20 protein-coding genes are annotated in these 22,195 nt (G+C 35.8%); 15 read left to right on the plus strand and 5 right to left on the minus strand.

The features are described 5' to 3' along the window. Positions 1 to 183 precede the first annotated feature (183 nt). The 13 genes from leuS (at position 184) to lipA (ending at position 13,916) form a co-directional block, all read left to right on the plus strand. Positions 184 to 2,772 (plus strand): leucine--tRNA ligase, encoded by a 2,589-nt coding sequence (gene leuS / locus AC0L5Q_RS07530; RefSeq protein ID WP_473616718.1) that lies wholly within the window; start codon positions 184 to 186, stop codon positions 2,770 to 2,772. Positions 2,773 to 2,899: 127 nt separating this feature from the next. After that, on the plus strand, positions 2,900 to 3,409 hold the full coding sequence (locus tag AC0L5Q_RS07535; protein WP_245825360.1) for an LPS-assembly lipoprotein LptE: 510 nt from the start codon (positions 2,900 to 2,902) through the stop codon (positions 3,407 to 3,409). Between the two features lie 54 nt (positions 3,410 to 3,463). Beyond that, positions 3,464 to 4,507: a DNA polymerase III subunit delta gene (gene holA / locus AC0L5Q_RS07540; protein WP_473616723.1), complete on the plus strand. Its 1,044-nt coding sequence runs from the start codon at positions 3,464 to 3,466 to the stop codon at positions 4,505 to 4,507. Continuing rightward, positions 4,507 to 5,196 carry a nicotinate-nucleotide adenylyltransferase gene (gene nadD / locus AC0L5Q_RS07545; RefSeq protein WP_473616726.1) on the plus strand — a complete coding sequence of 230 codons (690 nt, stop codon included), beginning with the start codon at positions 4,507 to 4,509 and terminating at the stop codon, positions 5,194 to 5,196. The genes holA and nadD overlap by 1 nt, the downstream gene beginning before the upstream one ends. A 172-nt stretch (positions 5,197 to 5,368) precedes the next feature. Further along, positions 5,369 to 5,686, plus strand: coding sequence for a ribosome silencing factor (gene rsfS, locus AC0L5Q_RS07550; RefSeq protein WP_077338120.1), 318 nt, complete (start codon positions 5,369 to 5,371; stop codon positions 5,684 to 5,686). Positions 5,687 to 5,697: 11 nt separating this feature from the next. Next, positions 5,698 to 6,168: a 23S rRNA (pseudouridine(1915)-N(3))-methyltransferase RlmH gene (rlmH, locus tag AC0L5Q_RS07555; RefSeq protein WP_473616729.1), complete on the plus strand. Its 471-nt coding sequence runs from the start codon at positions 5,698 to 5,700 to the stop codon at positions 6,166 to 6,168. Positions 6,169 to 6,174: 6 nt separating this feature from the next. Beyond that, positions 6,175 to 8,151, plus strand: coding sequence for a penicillin-binding protein 2 (mrdA, locus tag AC0L5Q_RS07560; protein ID WP_473616733.1), 1,977 nt, complete (start codon positions 6,175 to 6,177; stop codon positions 8,149 to 8,151). After that, positions 8,148 to 9,263 carry a rod shape-determining protein RodA gene (gene rodA / locus AC0L5Q_RS07565; RefSeq protein ID WP_473616736.1) on the plus strand — a complete coding sequence of 372 codons (1,116 nt, stop codon included), beginning with the start codon at positions 8,148 to 8,150 and terminating at the stop codon, positions 9,261 to 9,263. The genes mrdA and rodA overlap by 4 nt, the downstream gene beginning before the upstream one ends. Before the next feature lie 29 nt (positions 9,264 to 9,292). Continuing rightward, on the plus strand, positions 9,293 to 10,057 hold the full coding sequence (locus AC0L5Q_RS07570; protein ID WP_473616740.1) for a septal ring lytic transglycosylase RlpA family protein: 765 nt from the start codon (positions 9,293 to 9,295) through the stop codon (positions 10,055 to 10,057). A gap of 322 nt (positions 10,058 to 10,379) precedes the next feature. Then, positions 10,380 to 11,561 (plus strand): serine hydrolase, encoded by a 1,182-nt coding sequence (locus tag AC0L5Q_RS07575; protein ID WP_473618268.1) that lies wholly within the window; start codon positions 10,380 to 10,382, stop codon positions 11,559 to 11,561. Positions 11,562 to 11,917: 356 nt separating this feature from the next. Then, the gene (gene ybeD / locus AC0L5Q_RS07580; RefSeq protein ID WP_473616744.1) at positions 11,918 to 12,181 is read left to right on the plus strand and encodes a DUF493 family protein YbeD; all 264 of its coding nucleotides are present in this window, start codon (positions 11,918 to 11,920) and stop codon (positions 12,179 to 12,181) included. 117 nt (positions 12,182 to 12,298) lie between these two features. After that, a complete protein-coding gene (gene lipB, locus AC0L5Q_RS07585) occupies positions 12,299 to 12,958 on the plus strand; it encodes a lipoyl(octanoyl) transferase LipB (protein ID WP_473616747.1) in 660 nt (219 codons plus the stop codon). Next, complete coding sequence (lipA, locus tag AC0L5Q_RS07590; RefSeq protein WP_076418822.1) at positions 12,948 to 13,916, plus strand: lipoyl synthase; 969 nt, start codon at positions 12,948 to 12,950, stop codon at positions 13,914 to 13,916. Before lipB ends, lipA begins: the two co-directional genes overlap by 11 nt. A gap of 102 nt (positions 13,917 to 14,018) precedes the next feature. On the opposite strand, the gene norR is transcribed toward lipA, so the two are convergent. Then, complete coding sequence (norR, locus tag AC0L5Q_RS07595; RefSeq protein ID WP_473616754.1) at positions 14,019 to 15,617, minus strand: nitric oxide reductase transcriptional regulator NorR; 1,599 nt, start codon at positions 15,615 to 15,617, stop codon at positions 14,019 to 14,021. 284 nt (positions 15,618 to 15,901) lie between these two features. On the opposite strand from norR, the gene hmpA reads away from it, so the two are divergent. Next, positions 15,902 to 17,083: an NO-inducible flavohemoprotein gene (gene hmpA / locus AC0L5Q_RS07600; RefSeq protein WP_473616758.1), complete on the plus strand. Its 1,182-nt coding sequence runs from the start codon at positions 15,902 to 15,904 to the stop codon at positions 17,081 to 17,083. Between the two features lie 138 nt (positions 17,084 to 17,221). Here hmpA and AC0L5Q_RS07605 read toward each other — a convergent pair whose 3' ends face one another. The 3 genes from AC0L5Q_RS07605 to prmB form a co-directional block, all read right to left on the minus strand. After that, positions 17,222 to 18,382 (minus strand): MFS transporter, encoded by a 1,161-nt coding sequence (locus AC0L5Q_RS07605; RefSeq protein ID WP_473616762.1) that lies wholly within the window; start codon positions 18,380 to 18,382, stop codon positions 17,222 to 17,224. Positions 18,383 to 18,937: 555 nt separating this feature from the next. Beyond that, positions 18,938 to 20,029: a chorismate synthase gene (gene aroC / locus AC0L5Q_RS07610; protein ID WP_473616766.1), complete on the minus strand. Its 1,092-nt coding sequence runs from the start codon at positions 20,027 to 20,029 to the stop codon at positions 18,938 to 18,940. A gap of 43 nt (positions 20,030 to 20,072) precedes the next feature. Further along, positions 20,073 to 21,008, minus strand: coding sequence for a 50S ribosomal protein L3 N(5)-glutamine methyltransferase (gene prmB, locus AC0L5Q_RS07615; protein ID WP_473616770.1), 936 nt, complete (start codon positions 21,006 to 21,008; stop codon positions 20,073 to 20,075). A 54-nt stretch (positions 21,009 to 21,062) separates the two neighbouring features. On the opposite strand from prmB, the gene smrB reads away from it, so the two are divergent. Then, positions 21,063 to 21,602 (plus strand): endonuclease SmrB, encoded by a 540-nt coding sequence (smrB, locus tag AC0L5Q_RS07620; protein ID WP_473616773.1) that lies wholly within the window; start codon positions 21,063 to 21,065, stop codon positions 21,600 to 21,602. A 23-nt stretch (positions 21,603 to 21,625) separates the two neighbouring features. Here smrB and sixA read toward each other — a convergent pair whose 3' ends face one another. Further along, on the minus strand, positions 21,626 to 22,102 hold the full coding sequence (sixA, locus tag AC0L5Q_RS07625; RefSeq protein WP_473616776.1) for a phosphohistidine phosphatase SixA: 477 nt from the start codon (positions 22,100 to 22,102) through the stop codon (positions 21,626 to 21,628). Between the last annotated feature and the right edge of the window lie 93 nt (positions 22,103 to 22,195).

The raw sequence follows: 22,195 nt of genomic DNA on the forward strand, positions 1-22,195 counted from the left end.
ACAAAGTGACATACAGCTAATTTGAGTATAGACAATATTCCTAAAATACTTAAATTAGTTTATTTATAGTGTGTAGATAAGGTATTCTATAGGTATTAATTTATCCCCTTATATGATCAAGAATGCAATCAATAATTTCTTGAAAATAATAAGCAATTTTTTTGAATACCTGAGAAATCGTTAATGGAATCCATCTACAATCCCCAATCTATAGAAGCCGAAGTTCAACAACATTGGACCGAAAACAAAACATTTGCTGCAGTTGAAAAACCTGAGCAAGAAAAATTTTATTGTTTAGCCATGTTCCCTTACCCAAGTGGTAAATTACATATGGGCCATGTTCGTAACTATAGCTTAGGCGATGTTATTTCTCGATATCAGCGTATGCAAGGCAAAAACGTAATGCAACCTATGGGCTGGGATGCGTTTGGTTTACCTGCTGAAAATGCGGCAATCAAAAACAAATCAGCACCTGCTAAATGGACTTACCAAAACATTGACTACATGCGTAATCAATTAAAGTCGTTAGGTTTTGGTTACGATTGGGACCGCGAATTTGCTACCTGCGATAAAGACTACTACCGCTGGGAACAATGGTTTTTCACTAAACTTTACGAAAAAGGCTTAGTGTACAAAAAAAATGCTACTGTGAATTGGGATCCTGTTGATCAAACCGTTCTTGCTAACGAACAAGTTATTGATGGCAGAGGATGGCGTTCAGGTGCAATAGTTGAGCGTAAAGAAATCCCACAATGGTTTATTAAAATTACCGATTATGCTGAAGAGTTATTACAAGATTTAGATCAATTAACTGACTGGCCTGAACAAGTAAAAACTATGCAACGTAACTGGATTGGTCGCTCAGAAGGTGTTGAATTAACCTTTAATGTTGCCGATTCAAACGAAAGTTTTGATGTTTACACAACTCGCCCAGACACTTTAATGGGTGTAACGTATGTAGCCGTAGCTGCACAACACCCGCTAGCTTTAGAGGCGGCTAAAAATAACGCTGACGTTGCTGCGTTTATTGAAGGTTGTAAAACCAATAAAGCTACTGAAGCCGACATGGCAACAATGGAAAAGAAAGGTGTTGATCTTGGCTTAAAAGCTATTCACCCGATTACCGGTGAGTTAGTTCCTGTTTGGGCAGCAAATTTTGTATTAATGGATTATGGTTCAGGTGCTGTTATGTCGGTTCCTGGACACGACCAACGCGACTGGGAATTTGCTACTAAATATGGCTTAAACATTACGCAAGTGATTGCGGGTGCTGAAGGCGAAGATATTGCAACAGCTGCTATTACAGAAAAAAATACCTTAATTAACTCAGGTGAATTTGACGGATTAAACTTTGAAGAAGCTTTTAAAGCCATTTCAGATAAATTAATTGCTGAAAACAAAGGATCTATTAAAGTTAACTATCGTCTACGTGATTGGGGTGTTTCTCGTCAACGTTATTGGGGCACACCGATCCCAATGATCAACTTAGCTGATGGTACCTCTGTTGCTGTTCCTGAAGATCAGCTACCTGTAGAGTTACCTGTAGACGTAATTATGGATGGCGTAACATCGCCTATTAAAGACGACCCAACATGGGCTAAAACAACATACAATGGCGAAGACGCACTACGCGAAACCGATACATTTGATACCTTTATGGAATCGTCTTGGTATTACGCACGTTTTTGTTCATCTGACGATAAAACACAAATGCTTGATCCAGAAAAAGCAAACTATTGGTTACCTGTTGACCAATATGTTGGCGGTATTGAGCACGCTATTTTACATTTACTTTATGCGCGTTTTTTCCATAAATTATTACGAGATGTAGGCCTAGTTGATTGTGACGAACCTTTCAAAAAGTTACTCTGTCAAGGTATGGTATTAGCGGATACTTATTACCGTGAAGCTGAAAATGGCTCTCAAGACTGGATAGCACCAACAGACGTAGAAGTTGAACGTAACGAAAAAGGCCAAATAACAGCAGCTAAAAGTAAAATAGACGGTGAAGCGGTTATTTCAGCGGGCATGAGTAAAATGTCTAAATCTAAAAATAATGGTATTGACCCACAAGCAGTTATACAACAATACGGTGCTGATACCGTTCGTTTATTTATTATGTTTACTTCACCACCGGAGCAAACGTTAGAATGGTCTGACTCAGGGGTTGAAGGCGCACATAGATTCTTAAAACGTGTTTGGAAGCTTGCTTACGACTTTACTCAAGAAGAAGCTTTAACACCTGAACAAACACTAGCAAATGTGACATTAAATGCAGATCAAAAAGCATTACGTCGCGAATTACATAAAGCAATTGGTAAAGTAAGTGATGATATTGGTCGTCGTAATACCTTTAACACGGCAATTGCTGCGATTATGGAGTTAATGAACCATTTAACCAAAGCAAAATTAGATACGGTTGAAGATCGCGTTGTCATGCAAGAAGCCGTCAGAGCTGTTATTTTAATGCTTACTCCTATTGTTCCGCACTTAAGTCATCATGTTTGGAACATTATTGGCGATGGTAATGCTGTTGAAAATACACCATGGCCTGCCGTTGATGAAAGTGCCTTAGTTGAAGACAAAAAACTAATTATCGTACAAGTAAACGGTAAATTACGTGCAAAAATTACCGTTGCAGCCGATGCAACTAAAGAGCAAGTAGAAACAATAGGTTTTGCAGACGAAGTTGTCGCTCGATTTATTGAAGATAAAACGATACGTAAAGTGATATATGTTCCAGGTAAGTTATTAAATATAGTCGCTAACTAAAAACACATATCTATTGTAATTCAAGGGTAGAAATATTATTTCTACCCTTTTAATACTTAATTTTATTATTAAAAATTCATATCAACTCATTCGTAAAAGTTGGTAGAACAATCAGAGAAATGTAACATTGAAAATAAACGTTAAATCAAATAGCTGCACTTTATGGTTATGCTTAATTTTAACATTCGGCTTAATTCAAGGATGTGGATTTCAATTACGCGGCGATTATTTACTTTCTCCTCAATTACAAAACATCTATGTAAGCTCAGTTGATAAACATGGCGAGCTAACACGTTTAGTAAAGCAACATTTATTGTTTAATAAAATAAACATTACTCCGCAATTAACACAACAAACACCTGAATTACGTATTTTAAATGACACCTTAGATAGAAGAACCCTCTCGGTATTTTCTAATGGTCAGGTAGCAGAATACGAGCTTATTTATTCAGCTAAATATCAATTGATTTTTGAAGACCAAGAAGTCAGAGATTATGAAATTGAATTAAATAGAGATTATCAAGACGATCCTAATTTAGCGCTTGCAAAAAGTCGTGAGTTAACGCTAATGTTAAGTGAAATGCGTCAAGAAGCAGCAGATAAAATTTTAAGAAACTTATCAAGTTTAAAATTATAAGTTTTACTGTTTACGCTGTTCTAAATACCACACAAAGAAACTAAGCTATTCATTATGCGTATTTACCATAACAATTTGTCAGGTACACTTAATCAAGGCTTCAAACCTGTTTGGTTAATATTTGGTGATGAGCCATGGCAAAAAAATGATAGCTTAGCCACAATTAAAAACACTTACTTACAACAAGGCTTTGACGAGATTATTCGTTTTACTGCCGATGATAAGTTTGATTGGTCAAATGTCACTTATGAATACCAATCAATGAGTTTATTTTCCAGTCAACGTATTATCGAAATAGAAATAATATCCGGCAAGGTCAATGAAACCGCAAGTAAAGCACTCATAGCGTTAAGTGAACAATTTAATAACGATGTTATTTTAATTATTCATGGTGCAAAGCTTGATGCCGCCCAACAAAAAAAGAAATGGTTTAAAACCTTTGAAAACCTAGGTTGCTTTTTACCTTTATACGATATTGAAGGTAAACAACTCCACCAGTGGCTAAACCGCCAAATTAAGCAGCTTAATCTAAATATTCACCCTGATGTTCTTCCCTTGATGATTGAGCTATTTGAAGGTAATTTACTAGCTTTAGATCAAGAACTTCAAAAGCTTTCTATTTTGTTTGGTCAAAATCTAATAACAATACAAGACGCTGAAAAAATCATTATTAATCAGGCTAAATTTAATCCTTTTCAAGTGATTGATACCTTATTAATAGGCAATTTAAAAAAATGCGTTTCTATTCTTGATCAGCTTCAACATGAAGGGGCTCCAATAGGTCAATTAGTGTGGTTTATGCACAAAGAAATATCTCAATTAATTGCAATGCAAGAAAGGCTTAAACAAGGCGAATCAATCAACGATTTGTACAAGTTTTATCGTATATGGGATAAGAAAAAGCCCTTATATCAAAATGCCTTAAACAATATGAGTATGCATAATTTACAGCAGGGTTTAAGTCGATTAGCACAAGTTGATTTGATCAGTAAAACCGCCAGCGACTTTAATCCCTATTTGTTACTTTCAGATGTTTGTATCACCTTATATTTTGGGCAAACAACGTCAAACTTACCGTTAGATTACGAATATAGTTAATGAACACCTCAGAGAATATAAAAGATAAAGCACTAAAAATAGGCATTTTAGGTGGTACTTTCGATCCTATTCATAAAGGCCATATAGAGCCTGCTAAACAAGTCATCAAACAGTTTTCTCTCGACAAAGTCCTCGTAATTCCGGCGCATAAGCCACCTCATAAAAATAGTACAAATGCTTCAACAGAACATCGTGTAAACATGGCAAAACTGGTTTGTAAAAAAGAACCTTTTTTTGAGTTAGACATAAGAGAAATAAAACGCTCTACCCTATCGTACACAATAGATACGTTGAAAGAAATTAAAGCAGAATACCCCACAAGTGAACTGTATTTTATTATGGGAATGGATTCATTATTAAGCTTTACCACCTGGTATTTATGGCAAGAAATTCTGCAACAATGCCATTTAATTGTGAATACTAGGCCCGGTTACGATTTATCAACCATTAACAATGAAAGCAAAAAATTATTAGCTACACACCAATATTTATCTTCTTCTGCGGATATCACTACAGATAATAACGCAGTAAAAAAGTCAGGATATATTTTTTTACACAATTGTGACGACGTAAATATTTCATCCACTGAAATTAGAAAAAATCTAGTCAATAACCTTGACTGCTCACAATGGTTACCTAGCGATATTATTGAATATATTAACGCTAATCAGTTATATAGAAATAAATAGCCCATATTAAAAACAGACCATAGTTCTCTTTTATTCATCGAACGTGCTAATAACTACTCTAAATTATTAAGTAAGTTTTCGATTCAAGTAAAATGCACGCTTACCTAAGAATTTAAAAAGTGATATTATGTAGCTCATATATAACCATTAATAAAACCAAAGAGAACACACGTTGGAAAATACCGCACTTAAAGCCTTTGTTATTGAAAAACTAGAAGACATGAAAGGCCGAGATATTACCGTTTTAGATATATCAAAAAAATCAAGTTTTGCTGATTACATGATCGTATGTTCAGGCAACTCAAACAGACATGTAAAATCAATTGCCCAATCAGTTGCTATGGAATGTAGAGCTGAAGGTTTAGAACCTTTAGGCATTGAAGGAAATGATGTGGGCGAATGGTCACTCGTAGATCTAGGTGAAATTATCGTTCATGTTATGACTGACCCTACTCGAGATTTATACCAAATAGAACAATTATGGGAATAGTATAGTTTATTATGCGTATTACCCTTTACGCGGTAGGCAATAAAATGCCATCGTGGGTCACGGAAGGATTCAACGAGTATTGCCGAAGATTTCCGCGTGATATGTCATTTCATTTAGTTGAGATCCCTCCAGGTAAACGGGGGAAAAACGCAGATATTTCTCGTATTCTCGAAAAAGAAGGTGAACTAACCTTAGCGGCTATTCCAAAAGGAAACCGTATTGTTACCCTTGAAGTAGAAGGCAAACCTTGGACAACACCTCAATTAGCTCAACAACTTGAACGCTGGCACCACGACAGCAGAGATGTTGCGTTGCTTGTGGGTGGACCTGAAGGGCTAGCACCTGCTTGTATTCAAGCATCTGAACAAAAATGGTCTTTATCACCACTCACTTTACCTCACCCTATGGTAAGAATAGTTGTTGCTGAAAGTTTATACCGTGCGTGGAGCATTAATAACAACCATCCATACCACAGAGAATAACCTTAAGTGTCAGCACGTAAACGCATTTCTATAAAAAACCATACGGCAGAAGCTAACTTATTTGCACGTAGAGCTTTTATTTCATTTATCGGAATACTAATTATGTTGCTGATCTTATTCAGTAATATATATAGTCTTGAGGTTAATTCTTACGATAAATACCAAACAAAATCTAACTCTAATCGTATAAAGTTATTGCCTGTTGCTCCTAACCGCGGTCTTATATTTGATCGAAACGGCGTTTTATTAGCTGAAAACAAACCTATTTATAGTTTAGAAGTCATTCCTGAAGATGTTAAAAACATACAAGAAAAACTAACAGAAGTAAGTCAATTATTAGATATTAGCGCAGAAAAACAAGAAAAAGTTCTAAAGTCAATTCGTAGCAAACGACGTTTTAAACCTGTTGAAATACACTCTAGGTTGAGTGATCAACAAGTTGCAACTTTTTCGGTAAATCAACATAAATTCCCTGGTTTTTTTATTGATGCTCGATTAAAACGTTACTACCCATTTGGTGATTTAACGACACATTCAATAGGTTATGTGGCTAGAATAAACCAACGCGACAACATAAAACTTGAAGATCAGGGTAAAGCTGATAACTATGCTGCAACCCGTAATATAGGCAAATTGGGCTTAGAAAAATATTACGAAGACGTGCTACATGGCACCATTGGTCACCAAGAAGTAGAAATAAATAACCAAGGTAGAATAATAAGAACCCTAAGCTTTAATCCTCCTGTACCAGGAAAAGACATTACACTAAGTCTTGATATTGAATTACAAATGGTCGCTAAACGCGCCTTATCGGGAAAACGCGGTTCAATCGTTATTATGGATCCTCGCAATGGTGAAATACTCGCAATGTATTCAAACCCTAGCTACGACGGTAATTTATTTGTTCACGGCATTAGTAGTAAAAATTACAATAAATTAAGAAACTCTAAAGACTTACCTTTTATCAATAGAAGTACGCAAGGCCTATTTCCGCCAGCTTCAACCATAAAACCTCTTATCGCCTTAACAGGTCTAGAAGAGAAAATGATCACCCCAGAATATGAAATTTTTGATCCCGGCTTTTATCAACTTAAAGGTGTGAAAACCAAAAGGCGCGATTGGAAAAAATGGGGGCATGGTAAAGTCAATTTAACCAAATCTTTAGAAGAGTCTTGTAATGTGTATTACTACGACCTTGCCTTTAGATTAGGCATAACGCGTATAAGTAACATGATGGAAAAGTTTGGCTTTGGTGAGTATAGCGGTTTAGATATTCATGAAGAACGAAGCGGTACTATGCCAAGTATTGAATGGAAAAGAGCTAAATATAATCAACAATGGTATACCGGCGAAACGCTATCTGTGGGTATAGGGCAAAGTTATTGGACAGTAACCCCCATTCAACTCGTTAATGCAATTACAATTTTGGTCAATAAAGGTGAAGTAAAAATACCACATTTATTAAAATCAACGACCGAAACAACCAATATCATCATTGATAATAAAAAATCAGTGTCTACTGTCACTAAAGATGTCATTTACGAAGACAAACCCCCTATCATTATACAAGATCCTAAAAATTGGGATTTAGTATTAGATGCTTTACATAACACTGTTCAAAAATACGGAGCAACAGGTTATAACGCATTTAAAGGAACAACTTACGATGCAGCAGGTAAAACTGGTTCAGCGCAAGTTGCCAATATTAAACAAGATGAAAAATACGATGCTGAAACTACACAAGAGAATCAACGCGATAACGCTATGTTTATCTCTTTTGCTCCCTATGAGTCACCAGAAATAGTCGTAGCGGTTGCTATAGAAAACGTAGCAAAAGGTGGTGGTGCATCAAACGCAGCGCCAGTAGCAAGACAAATGATGGATCAGTATTTTGGTGACAGAGTGATTATCAGTAAAGATCCAAGTCGCCACCCACATCACACAAAAGTTTATGGTGAAAAAAACGTGAGTAACCACAAGTGAGAACAGCAGGCCAAGATCATCAAAGGCATAGAACCCTACTTCAACGTATTCATGTCGACCTTCCTCTATTAATTGGTATTGTATGCTTAATGATATTAGGCCTCTTTGTTGTATACAGTGCTGGTGGACAAGAATTAGATATTGTCATTAGACAATCTATTCGCTTAGGCATAGCCTTAGTCGTTATGTTAGTTGTAGCACAAATTCCACCTATGTCTTATCAAAAATGGGCTGTACCTATGTTTGTTTTAGGCTTAATGTTACTTGTGTCTGTACTCTTATTTGGACACATAGGTAAAGGTGCGCAACGCTGGTTAGACCTAGGTTTTATGAAATTTCAACCCTCTGAAATAATGAAACTTATTGTACCTATCACCATCGCTTGGTACGTAAGCCAATACGATCTACCAGCAAAAATATCTAATATCATTATCGCTTTTATTTTAGTACTTATGCCTACACTACTCATCGCTAAACAACCCGACTTAGGCACCTCTTTACTGATTGCTTGCTCAGGTATATTTGTTATATTTTTAGCAGGCGCTAGTTGGAAGTTAATTGGTGTTTGTGTGGGTTTAGCTTCAGGCTTTGCACCTATTTTATGGTTTTTCTTGATGGAAACTTATCAAAAGCAACGTGTATTAACCTTCTTAAATCCAGAACAAGATCCTTTAGGCAGTGGATACCATATTATTCAATCAAAAATAGCTATAGGTTCAGGAGGAATTCATGGCAAGGGTTGGTTACAAGGTACACAATCTCAACTGGAATTTTTACCTGAACGACATACCGACTTTATTTTTGCCGTATTTAGTGAAGAATTTGGTTTAATAGGCGTTTCTGCATTACTGGCCGTTTATCTAGCCATAGTTATACGAGGGCTTTACATTGCCATTAATGCTCAACAAGCCTTTACTAAATTGTTAGCGGGTAGTTTAACCTTAACTTTTTTCGTTTATGTTTTTGTTAATATTGGTATGGTTTCTGGTTTATTACCTGTTGTAGGTGTCCCCTTACCTCTTGTAAGCTACGGTGGTACATCTATGGTAACCCTAATGGCTGGGTTTGGCATGATCATGGCAATAAGCACCAATAAACGCGTACATGCATAATAAGTACAAATAAATAAACAAGGCTGAGTATGAGACACGAGAAATGGTTAGTTTTATTAATAATATTGATTAGTGCTTGTAGTACTCAAACAGGTCGATACCACCAGAAAGATGACAGCACCCCCACTCGAACACCTACAGCGGCTGAATTGTTAGATGCAGTACCCAGAAATGAAGCCCATAGTAGAGGTGGAAATAAAAATTACAATGTCAGAGGTAAAAACTATCAAGTTATAGAGTCTGCCAATAACTTTAAACAAACGGGTGTTGCTTCTTGGTATGGCAATAAATTTCATGGTCATTTAACATCAAATGGTGAAGTTTATAACATGTATAGCATGAGTGCTGCCCATAAAAACTTACCCCTGCCCACTTATGTAAAAGTAACAAACCACCTCAATAAAAAATCAGTGGTTGTTCGAGTAAACGACCGTGGTCCTTTTCATGAAAACAGAATTATAGATTTATCTTACAGTGCGGCCTACAAACTTGATATGCTAAAAAAAGGTACGGCAATCGTTACCATTGAAGCCATTAATACTGATCAAACTCTTGAGAAAAACACATCTCCCATCGGTTATATTCAAGTTTTTGCAACTCAGCATAAACATATAGCGATAGAAACATCTAATGCCTTAAAAAAACAATATACCTACAAAATTAGCACTCCATATCAAGACGGGGTTTATCGAGTAAAAATAGGCCCATTCATCAGTCAAATGAAACTTGAACAAGCACTCACTAAAATCAAACAAAGTGGGTATCCGAAAGCATTTAAAAGCTACATAGAATAGTCTAAGTTAAAGATAAATAACCGCAGCTCACATTATTATTTATCTTCAATTAACTTTATTTGGAGTAAATACCCTTTACCACTTAAGAGGCTATTTCAGAGCATCTTAAATGATAACGGGTATATAAAGCTAAAATTTAACCAGCGACTACCACTAAAAATAATAAAAATATCAATTCACTCTATATTTTTTGTATAAAATACACGAAAAGTAACAACTTCCTCCTTACTAGACCATAGTAATAAAGAATAATAATGCTATACTGCTGAAAAATATTTTGGCTTTTATAACAGTAGAATAAAGGAACATTATGCTTATTTTTATGACGAAGAAACTGCTTTCGTCACGCGCAAAAATCTTCACATTACTAGGTACATTATCTCTTAGCGCATTCTCCCCCGTACATGCAAATAATATTATTCCAGCTCCACCAACTGTAAACGCAAAAGCACATATATTGATCGACTTTACAACAGGTAAAGTTATCTCTGAAGAAAATGCTGACAGTTTATTAGCGCCTGCTAGTTTAACTAAAATGATGACAAGCTATATTATCGGTAAAGAATTAACCTCTGGTAATATAAAAAATACCGACAAAGTCACCATTAGTGAATCAGCTTGGGCAAAAAACTTCCCTGAATCATCTAAAATGTTTATTGAAGTAGGCACTGAAGTATCCGTAGAGCTACTTAACCAAGGCATTATTGTTGCGTCAGGTAACGATGCCTGTGTTGCCATGGCAGAACATATTGCAGGTAGCGAAAGCGCCTTTGCTGATTTAATGAATGCTCATGCAGAACAACTCGGTATGAACAGCAGTTACTTTGAAAACAGCCATGGCCTAGACAGCCAAGAACACAAAACTACAGCACGCGACATGGCCACTTTAGCCAAAGCTCTTATTAACGATGTACCTGAAGAATATAAAATATACAAACAAAAGTCTTTTACTTACAACAACATAAAACAATATAACCGTAACAGCTTGTTATGGGACAAAAGTATGAATGTTGACGGCTTAAAAACAGGACACACTTCACAAGCCGGTTACAGCTTAGTAACATCTGCAACTAAAGGCGATATGCGTTTAATCAGTGTGGTTATGGGTACCGAAAGCGAAAGAGCACGTAAAGTAGAAAGTAAAAAACTACTCAATTACGGCTTTAGATTTTTTGAAACTTATACACCATACAAAGCAGGCGAAAAATTTGTTACCAATCGCGTTTGGATGGGTGATGTTCCTGAAGTTGACTTAGGCATTATGGTAAGCACTCCAATTACCATTCCTCGCGGACAACGTAAAAATTTAGAAGCTAATTTTGAATTAAGTAAACAACTTACGGCACCTTTAGGTAAAGGCGAAGTCGTAGGTAAAGTATTTTTACAACTTAATGGCGAAGATATAGCAGAATATCCACTAGTAACCCTTCAAGAAATTAATGAAGGTAGTATGTTTAGTCGTTTAATGGACTACGTAAAGCTACAGTTTGCAGATCTACTTTAAACAAAATTAAATCTTATCGACTAAATTTGAAGGGATACGTTTAACGTATCCCTTTTTCATTTTCAGTAAACTAAAGTATTGTCGGTCTTGAGTTGAGCCAACTCTTATTTTATCTTTATAACAAGTAGTTAACTATCTCTTAAACCCAATTCAGGTTAAATAAATATTCGTTTTCGATCATCACTCTTTATTTTGAATAAAATATCTCATGAATGAAACAAGTATAAACTGTGTTTTCAGCTTTACAGTAGTAGCAGCTAAATTTCAAAAACATATCAGATGAGGTTAGCGCTAAAGCGCAAATTAGTGATAAAATAGTTTATATCACTATAATCTGAAAGTCCCTAGGTACAAAAATGCAAACTAAGTTTGATGAATTATTAGAGTTTCCTACCGTTTTAAACTTCAAAGTAATGGGTGTTGCTTGTGATGAGCTGCCAGATCTTATTATTGCTGAATTACAAAAACATACTCCGGATGATTATTCTCCCAAAATAAAACCTAGTTCGAAAGGAAACTATCATTCAGTTTCAATTGCGGTAACAGTAACAAGTAAAGATCATATTGAAACAATTTATAAAACACTTACTGCTATTGAAGAAGTACGTTACGTACTTTAATACGAATAATCGCACCATAAATATAAATCCTTATAAGCTGTACAATGTAATGTCATTTTTATTCTTTTATAATACGTTTAACACATCAGTCCGTTTACTATATACCAAGGCCAATGTATGAATGACTCCTTGATTGTTAGACAATTAAATCAAACGGATTACACAACCGTTTGGCATGCCATGCAGAGCTTTACGGATAATCGTAATGATGAAACATTAGATGAAATTTGGTTAGTTGAGCACCCTGCTGTTTTTACACAAGGACAAGCAGGTAAAGAAGAGCACATACTAAGTACAAGTAATATTCCTATTGTAAAAGTAGATCGTGGCGGGCAAGTAACTTACCACGGACCAGGACAGCAAGTTTTATACGTATTAATTAACCTTCGTAGAAGAAAAATGGGTGTAAGAAATCTTGTTACACTAATTGAAAATGCGATTATTGATTCACTTAATGACTATGGCATTACAGCAGTAGCAAAACCTGATGCTCCAGGCGTTTATATAGATAACAAAAAGGTAGCATCGTTAGGCTTAAGAGTAAGAAAAGGTTGTTCTTTTCACGGTTTAGCATTGAACGTTAACATGGATTTGTCACCATTTTTACTCATTAATCCATGTGGCTACGCAGGTTTAGAAATGGTTCAAACCTCTACCTTAAATGGACCAAAAAACGTATTAGAAGCAGGAGAGTCTTTAGTTAAGCATATAAGCACTCTTTTAAACTCAAACACTATTGTATATAAAACAGGGTTGGAAACATTAAATGACAACTAAATCATCACGTATAGAAGCTGGTACTAAACTGCGTGACGCCGATAAAATGGCGCATATCCCTATTAAAGTTGTTCCTTCTGAAAGAGAAACAATGTTACGTAAACCTGAATGGTTACGTATAAAATTACCAAGAACAACAGATCGTATCGACGCGATAAAGTCAGCTTTACGTAAACATGATTTACACTCAGTATGTGAAGAAGCCTCATGCCCTAACCTATCTGAATGTTTTAACCACGGTACAGCAACCTTTATGATTTTGGGTGATATTTGTACACGTCGTTGTCCGTTTTGTGATGTAGGTCACGGTCGTCCTTTAGCCGTAAATCAAGACGAACCTAAAAAACTAGCTCTTACCTTGAAAGACATGGCACTTAAATACGTAGTTATTACCTCAGTAGATAGAGATGATTTACGTGACGGCGGTGCACAACAATTTGCTGAATGTATTAAAGAAATTAGCGTACATTCTCCACACACCAAAGTTGAAATATTAGTTCCAGATTTTCGTGGTCGTATGGATAAAGCATTAGAAATACTGAACGCTCATCCTCCTCATACTTTCAACCATAATATGGAAACAGCACCACGCTTATATACCAAAGCTCGCCCAGGTGCCAACTACCAATGGTCATTAGATTTATTGAAGAAATTTGGCGAAGCTAATCCTACTGTTCCTACTAAATCAGGCCTTATGGTTGGTTTAGGTGAAACTAACGAAGAAATACTAGAAGTAATGCGTGATTTACGCGCTCATGGTGTAACCATGTTAACCATTGGTCAATACCTACAACCAAGTAAGCATCATTTACCAGTTGAACGTTACGTACACCCTGACGACTTTGACATGTTTCAAAGAGAAGCTATGAAAATGGGCTTTGACCACGCAGCCTGTGGCCCACTAGTTCGCTCTTCTTACCATGCTGATAAACAAGCTGCAGGTGAAGAAGTTAAGTAATTTCTATTACTTTTAACCTTGATAAAGGTGAACTGAATTCAGTTCACCTTTTTTATATCTATTTTTCGTTAACAACGACCTATTCCTAATACAATAATATATTTAGACGACTGTTTTTATTACATTAACCCCCAATCTTTTTGCTAAACGATTTAAATTTGCTCTATCCGTATTTAAACGTTTAGCGGCCATACTCCAACTCCCCTTTTCTTCAGTTAATACTTTACTGATCAACATCTTTTGAAATTCATCGACTTCATGCCGTAAGTTCATTGACGACTGAACAGAGCTTTCAGCTATTCTTTTCATTTTTTCTTGGAGAGTTGTTCTATTTTGATTAAAAAACTCATTACTTAAATTATCACAATCACTTAATGTTATTTTAACCACCGCTTTATTTTTTTGTTTAGCAAAAGCCTTTAAAGCGGCTCTGCTTAATAAATGTTCTAACTCACGAATATTACCCGGCCAATGATAAGCAGATAAATACTCAATAACATCTGGTGATGTTTTAAGTTGCTTAATACCTAATTTACGTTTCGTTTTTTCAATAAAGAATCCTGTTAATAAGGCAATATCCCCTACTCTTTCTCTTAGAGGTGGGACTTCAATTGGATACACATTTAAACGATGAAATAAATCGGCTCGAAAGTTTCCTTTTTCAACTTCATTTTGTAAATTACGATTAGTGGCTGCAATAATTCTTACATCTACAGTGATTAGTTTGTCTTGCCCTACTGCTTGAATTTCATTACTTTGAATAGCTCTAAGTAGCTTACTTTGTGCAGCTAAAGGTAACTCACCTACTTCATCCAAAAACAAAGTACCACCATCAGCAATAACAAACTTCCCTGCTCTATTTTTATCAGCTCCGGTAAAAGCGCCCTTAACATGACCAAATAACTCACTTTCGATTAAATTATCAGGTAATGCGGCACAATTAACATAAACAATAGGTAAAGTGTTTCGAGAAGATTGTTGATGAATGTCATGTGCCACTAGCTCTTTGCCTGAACCACTCTCACCTTGTATTAATACGTTGTAATGTGATGATGCCACAAGTGTTATTTCTTTCTTCAAATGTATCATTTTGGCGCTTTGGCCAATTAATTCATTTTGTTCAGAAACAACATTAGGTTGACTTAATGCAGCAACAACTTGGTTGGAATGATCAATATTTCGCTCTAACTGTTCAAGTGTTAAAGCAGTATTTAAACTCACTGAAGCCATTGCGGTGATCAATTCCAATGTACGTTCAGGAATGTTGTCAAAAAGTTCAGGAATTAAACTATCTAAAGTCAAAATACCAATTAATCGGTCTTCAAAGTGTAGCGGTATCCCCATACATGAATGAATAGGTAAATCGCCGTCATGAGCAATTAACAAACCATCATACGGATCGGGTAATGGGCAATTACTTGGAAACCTAACAAATTTTTCTGATTGGCAAATTTTAGTTAAACGCGGGTGTTCAGCTATAACAAAGCGTCTCCCTAGCGTGTCTTTACTTAACCCTTGTAGCGCTAAAGGCACCAAGTATTCACCTTTAACTGCAAGTACAGCAACGGCTTCGCAAGTAATAGCTTTTCTGATCGTCGATAACAAATTATCAAAACGATCATTACTAGTGAGACTTTTAGTTAAATTTAACGACAATTCAATAAGTGCCGCTGAAGAAATTTCATTCATAGCATCAATCATTTAAGTAAAACACAGTCCCAGTGTGTCAAATAAAAAACAAAAAGTCAAAAAGACACAAAAATCAAGGAGTCATTTTGACTCTTAAAATCAATAAAAAATACAAATAAAAACATAAACCTTTGAAATTAAAATATAAATAAAAGATGGCTCAACTATTGTAATGCTTAATTCATTACGTTTTTAACAATAATTTACCCATTTTTTAATTAGGCTTTATTTACCTTGTAGCAATGTAAATGAACTAATAGGTGGGCATTACATATTTAATCACTTAGGAGCCATTAATGTTAACTACCGAACATATTGCTGTTGTAAAAAGTACAATTCCTTTATTAGAAGCTGGCGGGCCAGCTATTACCGATCACTTTTATCGACGTATGTTTACTCATAATCCCGAATTACAAAATATTTTTAATATGAGTAACCAAAAAACAGGACGCCAGAAAACCGCTTTATTTGAAGCAATTTTAGCTTACGCTAAAAATATTGATAATTTAGCCGTACTAAAACATGCCGTTGAGCGCATTACACAAAAACATACGAGCTTTCATATTCAACCAGAGCATTATCAAATTGTAGGCTTGCATCTTATTGAAACCTTACGAGAGCTCCTGCCTGAACAATTTACTGAAGAAGTAGAGTCTGCGTGGACAGCTGCTTATGGCGTATTAGCTACCATATTTATTAACCGCGAAGAAGAGTTATACCGTGAACGCGAAGCAAGCTATGGCGGTTGGCGAGGCAAACGTGCTTTTTGTTTAGTGGATAAAACAGTGGAATCAGCCTTAGTTACAAGCTTCGTTTTTGAACCAATGGATCAACAACCTGTTCTTGATTATCAAGTAGGGCAATATATTGGAATAGAATTAACACCCTCAGGTAGTGAACATATAGAGATACGCCAATATTCTCTGTCCGATAAGCCAAATGGTAAAAGCTATCGTATTTCGGTAAAACGAGAGCTAGGTGAACAAAATGGTTTAATGTCTAATCACTTACACGACAACCTAAATGTTGGCGATTTAGTAGATTTACATGCACCAGCGGGTGACTTCTTTTTTGTGAATCGTGAAGCGCCAGTGGTTTTAATTTCTGCAGGTGTAGGTATCACTCCTATGCAAGCTATGTTAGAAAAACTGGCTGATGAAGATTACGACAATCAAATTCATTATATTCACGCTTGTGAAAACGAGGATCAACATTCATTCGCAAAGCGTACTCAAGATTTATGTCACAGCAAGGGCTGGTCTTACAATACTTGGTATAAAGAGCAAGCTATCGAAAAAGAAAATACTCATCATGGTTTTATTAATTTTAACCAAGTTGATCTACCGTTAAACGATGGTAATTTTTACTTATGCGGACCTGTTGGTTTTATGAAATTTGCTAAAACAGACTTGATGAAACTAGGTGTTTGTGAAGAGCGTATTCATTATGAAGTGTTTGGCCCTCACGCTTCATTGTAATATGAATTAATCTCAGGAAAACCTGTAGTTTCCCTGCTCATAGAGCCGACTAGAGCTCCCTCTAATCGGCTTCAATTTATGCTTAAATAGATTAACGACTTTTTTTAATCTAATAAAAAATCAAATAATTAAATCGGATTAAGTCTTTTTGTCTCGATCACTTACCTTAATAAATAAAGCGAGAATAGCACCAATAAATGCAGCAAGCATGGCCATATCAAAAGCAGTAGTTGAACCTGCACCATTTAACCAAAGCACACCCGCTAAATACGCACCTATTGCACCACCAATACCATAAACACCACCAATATATACGGCTTGACCTCTGTTTTGTTGACTAGGATCGAAATGTCGTTGTAAGAACTGTATTGACGCACTGTGATATAAACCAAAACTTGCGGCGTGTATTGCCTGAGATAGGATCATAACTAACATAGAGTCACCTAAATGCCCCATCAAAAACCAGCGAAAAGATGTTGTTATAAGGCTAAAGACTAAAATATTTTTAATACTAAAATGTTTAAATATTTTACCTGCATAAATAAAAATAGTGATTTCAGCAATAACCCCTAAAGAAATTAATATGCCTACGGCAAAACCGGGATATTGCAAGTCTCTTAAATACAAAGCAAAAAAACTATAATAAGGACCAAAACTTAATTGTAATAATAAACCCGCAATAAAAAACACAGCAAAATTTATATTGAAAAGTTTCCTTTTAATGGATGAGGTTTTGGTAATTTGAGACTGCTTAATTTTAGACTGTTTAATTAATAACGTAGATAAAAACAAACCCAATAAAATAATAAAACCTATGTAAGTAAAAGCTTCCGAACTAAATTGCTCAATGACTTCCCCTGCTACAACGGCAAAAAATATAAAACCAATACTTCCCCACAATCTAATACGTGCGTAAATTTTGGCACTTCGCCTGATAGAGTTAAGTGTCATAACTTCAAGCTGAGGTAAAATTGCGGTCCAAAATAGGCTGAAAGTTGCTAAACAAAAAACAACGGGCCAATAATCATTTAGCCAAAAAAGAAACGTAAAAAAAGCACAGGCTAAAAAAGCCCCTAACCTGATAATTCCTAGCTGCTGGCCTGTTTTATCAGCCAAAACAGCCCATAATGTAGGCCCAATAATTTTAGTTGCTGTAAAAATAGCAAGTATTTCTCCTATCTCCACAGACGAAAAATTTTTTCCATCTAAAAACAGTGGTAAAAAAGGAATGATCAAGCCAAGTAAGCCAAAATACCAAAAGTAGCTAAATGACGAACGTAAAAACAATGCAGACTTCATTTATTTTCCTAAGAACAATCACAATAACCAATTGACCATTTAGCTTCGTTTAAAATAAGTCTATTCATTAATGCGCTTGATATATACCCGTTACCACTCAAGCTGCGTATTTCAGAGCACTTGAGCGATATCAATTCAAGGCAATACTTTGTAATAATGGTCGTTCCCTTATAAAAAGCATTGTTGATGAAGTGATTTTGCTCAAGCGCTTCTCCGATGGGTCTAAAAACAATTTATGGGGCTTATTAACTTTAGTAAGGTTCCTACACGAATGTAGGACATTAGGGTAACGCAGGAACAGTTACCGAGAATAACCATGACGTAAACTTAATGCCTTGCATACATGGATGTATGTACTTAGATTTCGTCTGGAACATGAAATCTGTGCCTAAATTGTTTTTAGTTCCCACTGAAACCTGCATCTTGAATGATAACGGGTATAAATAACGCTTGAATGAGAAGCAAAAACATAAAAAAGTAAGCCAATATAAAGTAAAGTTTTATATCGGCTTATGATGATAAATTATACTATTCCCCTTAAAGGAATAGGATTAACTATTTTGATATATCAGGCGTTTCGCACATAACATCAGCATTTTGCGCTCTATTACGCATATAATGGTCCATTAACGTTAACGCCAGCATAGCTTCAGCAATAGGAACAGCTCGAATACCAACACACGGATCGTGTCTACCTTTAGTAATTAAGTCAGTAGACTCACCTTGTTTGTTAATGGTTTTACCACTAACACCAATGCTTGATGTAGGTTTAAGTGCAATATGTGCAACAATATTTTGACCTGAAGAAATACCGCCTAAAACACCACCAGCACTATTTTTGGCAAAGCCATTAGGCGTAAGTTCATCACGGTGTACAGAGCCTTTTTGATTAACTACTTCAAAGCCGTCACCAATTTCAACACCTTTAACGGCATTAATCCCCATTAGCGCATGAGCAATATCAGCATCTAATCGATCAAAAATTGGCTCACCTAAACCAACAGGCACATTTTCAGCAACAACCGTTAATTTGGCGCCAATAGAATCTTTTTGGCGCATAATGTCGCGTAAGTATTCATCAAGCTGTTCAAGTTTGTTGGCATCAGGGAAGAAAAACGGATTAGTTTCTACAATATCCCAATCGTACGTTTCCGCTTTTATATCAGCAATTTGTGTTACACAAGCACGAATAACAATACCGAGTTTTTCTTTTAAGAATTTTTTAGCAATAGAGCCTGCGGCCACTCGCATAGCAGTTTCACGAGCAGAAGAACGCCCGCCACCACGGTAATCACGAATACCGTATTTTTGCCAATAGGTATAATCAGCATGCCCAGGGCGAAAGCTTTCAGAGATATTGCCGTAATCTTGCGAACGCTGATCTTTATTTTTGATCACTAAGCCAATTGGCGTACCTGTTGTTTTACCTTCAAATACACCTGACATAATGGTAACTTCGTCATCTTCGCGACGAGCTGTAGTAAATCGAGATTGACCAGGTTTACGTCGATCTAAATCAACTTGCAGATCTTCTTCCGTTAAGGATAAACCAGGGGGGCAACCATCAATAATGGCGCCTAAACCTAAACCATGGCTCTCACCATAAGTGGTTACTGTAAATAATTTTCCGAACGTATTACCTGACATACTAAATTAACTACCTTTACTGAAAATAAAACTCAAAATAAATCTATACATTTTGTTTAAAAATGTCTGAAAATTCTTCTAATTGTGCTTTGGTTAACATAAACACACCATGACCACCATGTTCAAACGTTAGCCACTTAAACGGTACTTCGGGATATACTGATGCAACATGAATTTGTGAGTTACCTACCTCACAAATTAATATACCATTTTCTGATAGGTACGCTGCACTTTCCGCTAATATTTTTCTAACAATGTCTAACCCATCTTCGCCACATCCCAAGCCCATTTCAGGCTCATGTAAATACTCTTGCGGAAGGGAATCAACATCATCTTGATCAACATAAGGAGGATTAGTCACAATTAAATCATAAACTTGCCCTTCAACCCCAGAAAAAACGTCAGATTGAATTGGAATAACTTGTTCTGATAAACCATGATTTTCTATATTAATGTTGGCAACATTTAGCGCATCAATCGATAAATCAACAGCATCAACTTCAGCTTCAGGGAATGCATAAGCACATGCGATAGCGATACAACCGCTACCTGTACATAAATCTAAAATTCTATGAGGTACGCTGTTTTCATCAATTAAATTTACAAATCTATTTTCAATTAGCTCTCCTATAGGAGAACGAGGTACCAAAACACGTTGATCAACATAAAAGGGTAAATTGGCAAAAACGGCTTGATTAGTTAAATACGCAGCAGGGATTTCTTCAACAATACGTTTTTCAATAATCGATAATACGTTGTTTTTTTCGTCTGAGGTTAACTGACAAGAAAAAACTTGCTCAAATAAACTTTCAGGTAAATTTAGCGTAAACATAATTAATGAAATAGCTTCATCCCAAGCGTTATTTGTACCATGCCCAAAATAAAGATCTGCCTGATTAAATTGGCTTGTTGCAAACCGAACAAAATCGCCTGTTGTATTTAATTGTTCATTAATAGATGAAAAGTTCAACTCTTTCACATGTTTTCCTATAAGAGGCTTGTGATTACTGATAGATGTTTTTAAACTGACGACATGAAACTAAAAGACAGCTTAACGCCAGAAGAAAAACAACTATTCAAAGATGCTGTAGGTAAAGTAAAGCCTATTGTACAGGATAAAATTCAACCCTCAAAGAAAAGCACTAAAACCAAAAGAATTATTAAAGATAAAGAATCAAATAAACAAAATGCACAATTTTATTTTTCTGATGACTTTGAGCCGGATCTTAATCAGCAAGGACCATTAAAATATATACGTGAAGATGTGGACACATTTGAAGCTAAAAAATTACGCAGAGGTGATTACGCGCCGGATCTTATATTAGATTTGCATGGACTTGATCAGCAACAAGCTAAATTAGAAATTGCGTCTTTATTATTTGCCTGTCAAAAAGAGCATGCTCACTGTATTTGCATCATACATGGGCTAGGCTCTCGAGTACTCAAAAACAAAGTACCTCATTGGTTGGTACAACACCCTGATGTAATGGCATTTCATCAAGCACCATTAGAATGGGGGGGAAATGGCGCCATTTTAGCGCTAATTGAAATAGAAGATAAGTTTACTCTATAAAAACCAGCTAAACTTATCACAAATTAACACAGCTCATTTGGAGAAGTTAAACTTACCATATGCCCTTTCATACGTTTTGTATCGTAATCAATATGAGCAATTCCAGCGGTTTGAAAAATAGGCCCATTACCATCAACGGTTAACTCTGCCACCAAGTAACTAACTAATGGCATATGAGAAACGATAAGCAAGGTTTTGATCTTATCCGTAACACATACACCGTCTATATAATCATGCATTTGCTCAGCAGAGCCTGAAGGAGTAATAAAATCTAGCGTGGTAACTAATATATCGTCACCTAAATAACTAATTAACTCTTTTGTGGTTTCCTGAGCTCTGATAAATGGACTTACAATAATTTGATCGATAGAGATTTTTTCAGAATCTAGCCACTTAGCCATAACGTGAGCTTCTAACTTACCTTGAACCGTTAATCCACGAAGTGCGTCACTACTACCCGAAGTAAATGCTTGACCATGACGCATTATATAAACTTGCATAAATTATCCACGCATACTCAATGTATGCAACAGCTTTCCCAAATTGAGGCTATAGTAAAGCAATACAACTTTTTTTTATAACAACTGTTAAGA

The organism is Pseudocolwellia sp. G5-9, from assembly GCF_055808995.1.

Excerpts from the sequence above, each read along its gene's own strand:
- AC0L5Q_RS07570 (WP_473616740.1), top strand. The coding sequence starts at position 9,293 with ATGAGACACGAGAAATGGTTAGTTTTATTAATAATATTGATTAGTGCT.
- lipB (WP_473616747.1), top strand. The coding sequence starts at position 12,299 with ATGAATGACTCCTTGATTGTTAGACAATTAAATCAAACGGATTACACA.
- AC0L5Q_RS07575 (WP_473618268.1), top strand. The coding sequence starts at position 10,380 with ATGACGAAGAAACTGCTTTCGTCACGCGCAAAAATCTTCACATTACTA.
- sixA (WP_473616776.1), bottom strand. The coding sequence starts at position 22,102 with ATGCAAGTTTATATAATGCGTCATGGTCAAGCATTTACTTCGGGTAGT.
- smrB (WP_473616773.1), top strand. The coding sequence starts at position 21,063 with ATGAAACTAAAAGACAGCTTAACGCCAGAAGAAAAACAACTATTCAAA.
- norR (WP_473616754.1), bottom strand. The coding sequence starts at position 15,617 with ATGATTGATGCTATGAATGAAATTTCTTCAGCGGCACTTATTGAATTG.
- hmpA (WP_473616758.1), top strand. The coding sequence starts at position 15,902 with ATGTTAACTACCGAACATATTGCTGTTGTAAAAAGTACAATTCCTTTA.
- rlmH (WP_473616729.1), top strand. The coding sequence starts at position 5,698 with ATGCGTATTACCCTTTACGCGGTAGGCAATAAAATGCCATCGTGGGTC.
- ybeD (WP_473616744.1), top strand. The coding sequence starts at position 11,918 with ATGCAAACTAAGTTTGATGAATTATTAGAGTTTCCTACCGTTTTAAAC.
- nadD (WP_473616726.1), top strand. The coding sequence starts at position 4,507 with ATGAACACCTCAGAGAATATAAAAGATAAAGCACTAAAAATAGGCATT.
- AC0L5Q_RS07605 (WP_473616762.1), bottom strand. The coding sequence starts at position 18,382 with ATGAAGTCTGCATTGTTTTTACGTTCGTCATTTAGCTACTTTTGGTAT.
- aroC (WP_473616766.1), bottom strand. The coding sequence starts at position 20,029 with ATGTCAGGTAATACGTTCGGAAAATTATTTACAGTAACCACTTATGGT.
- leuS (WP_473616718.1), top strand. The coding sequence starts at position 184 with ATGGAATCCATCTACAATCCCCAATCTATAGAAGCCGAAGTTCAACAA.
- holA (WP_473616723.1), top strand. The coding sequence starts at position 3,464 with ATGCGTATTTACCATAACAATTTGTCAGGTACACTTAATCAAGGCTTC.
- lipA (WP_076418822.1), top strand. The coding sequence starts at position 12,948 with ATGACAACTAAATCATCACGTATAGAAGCTGGTACTAAACTGCGTGAC.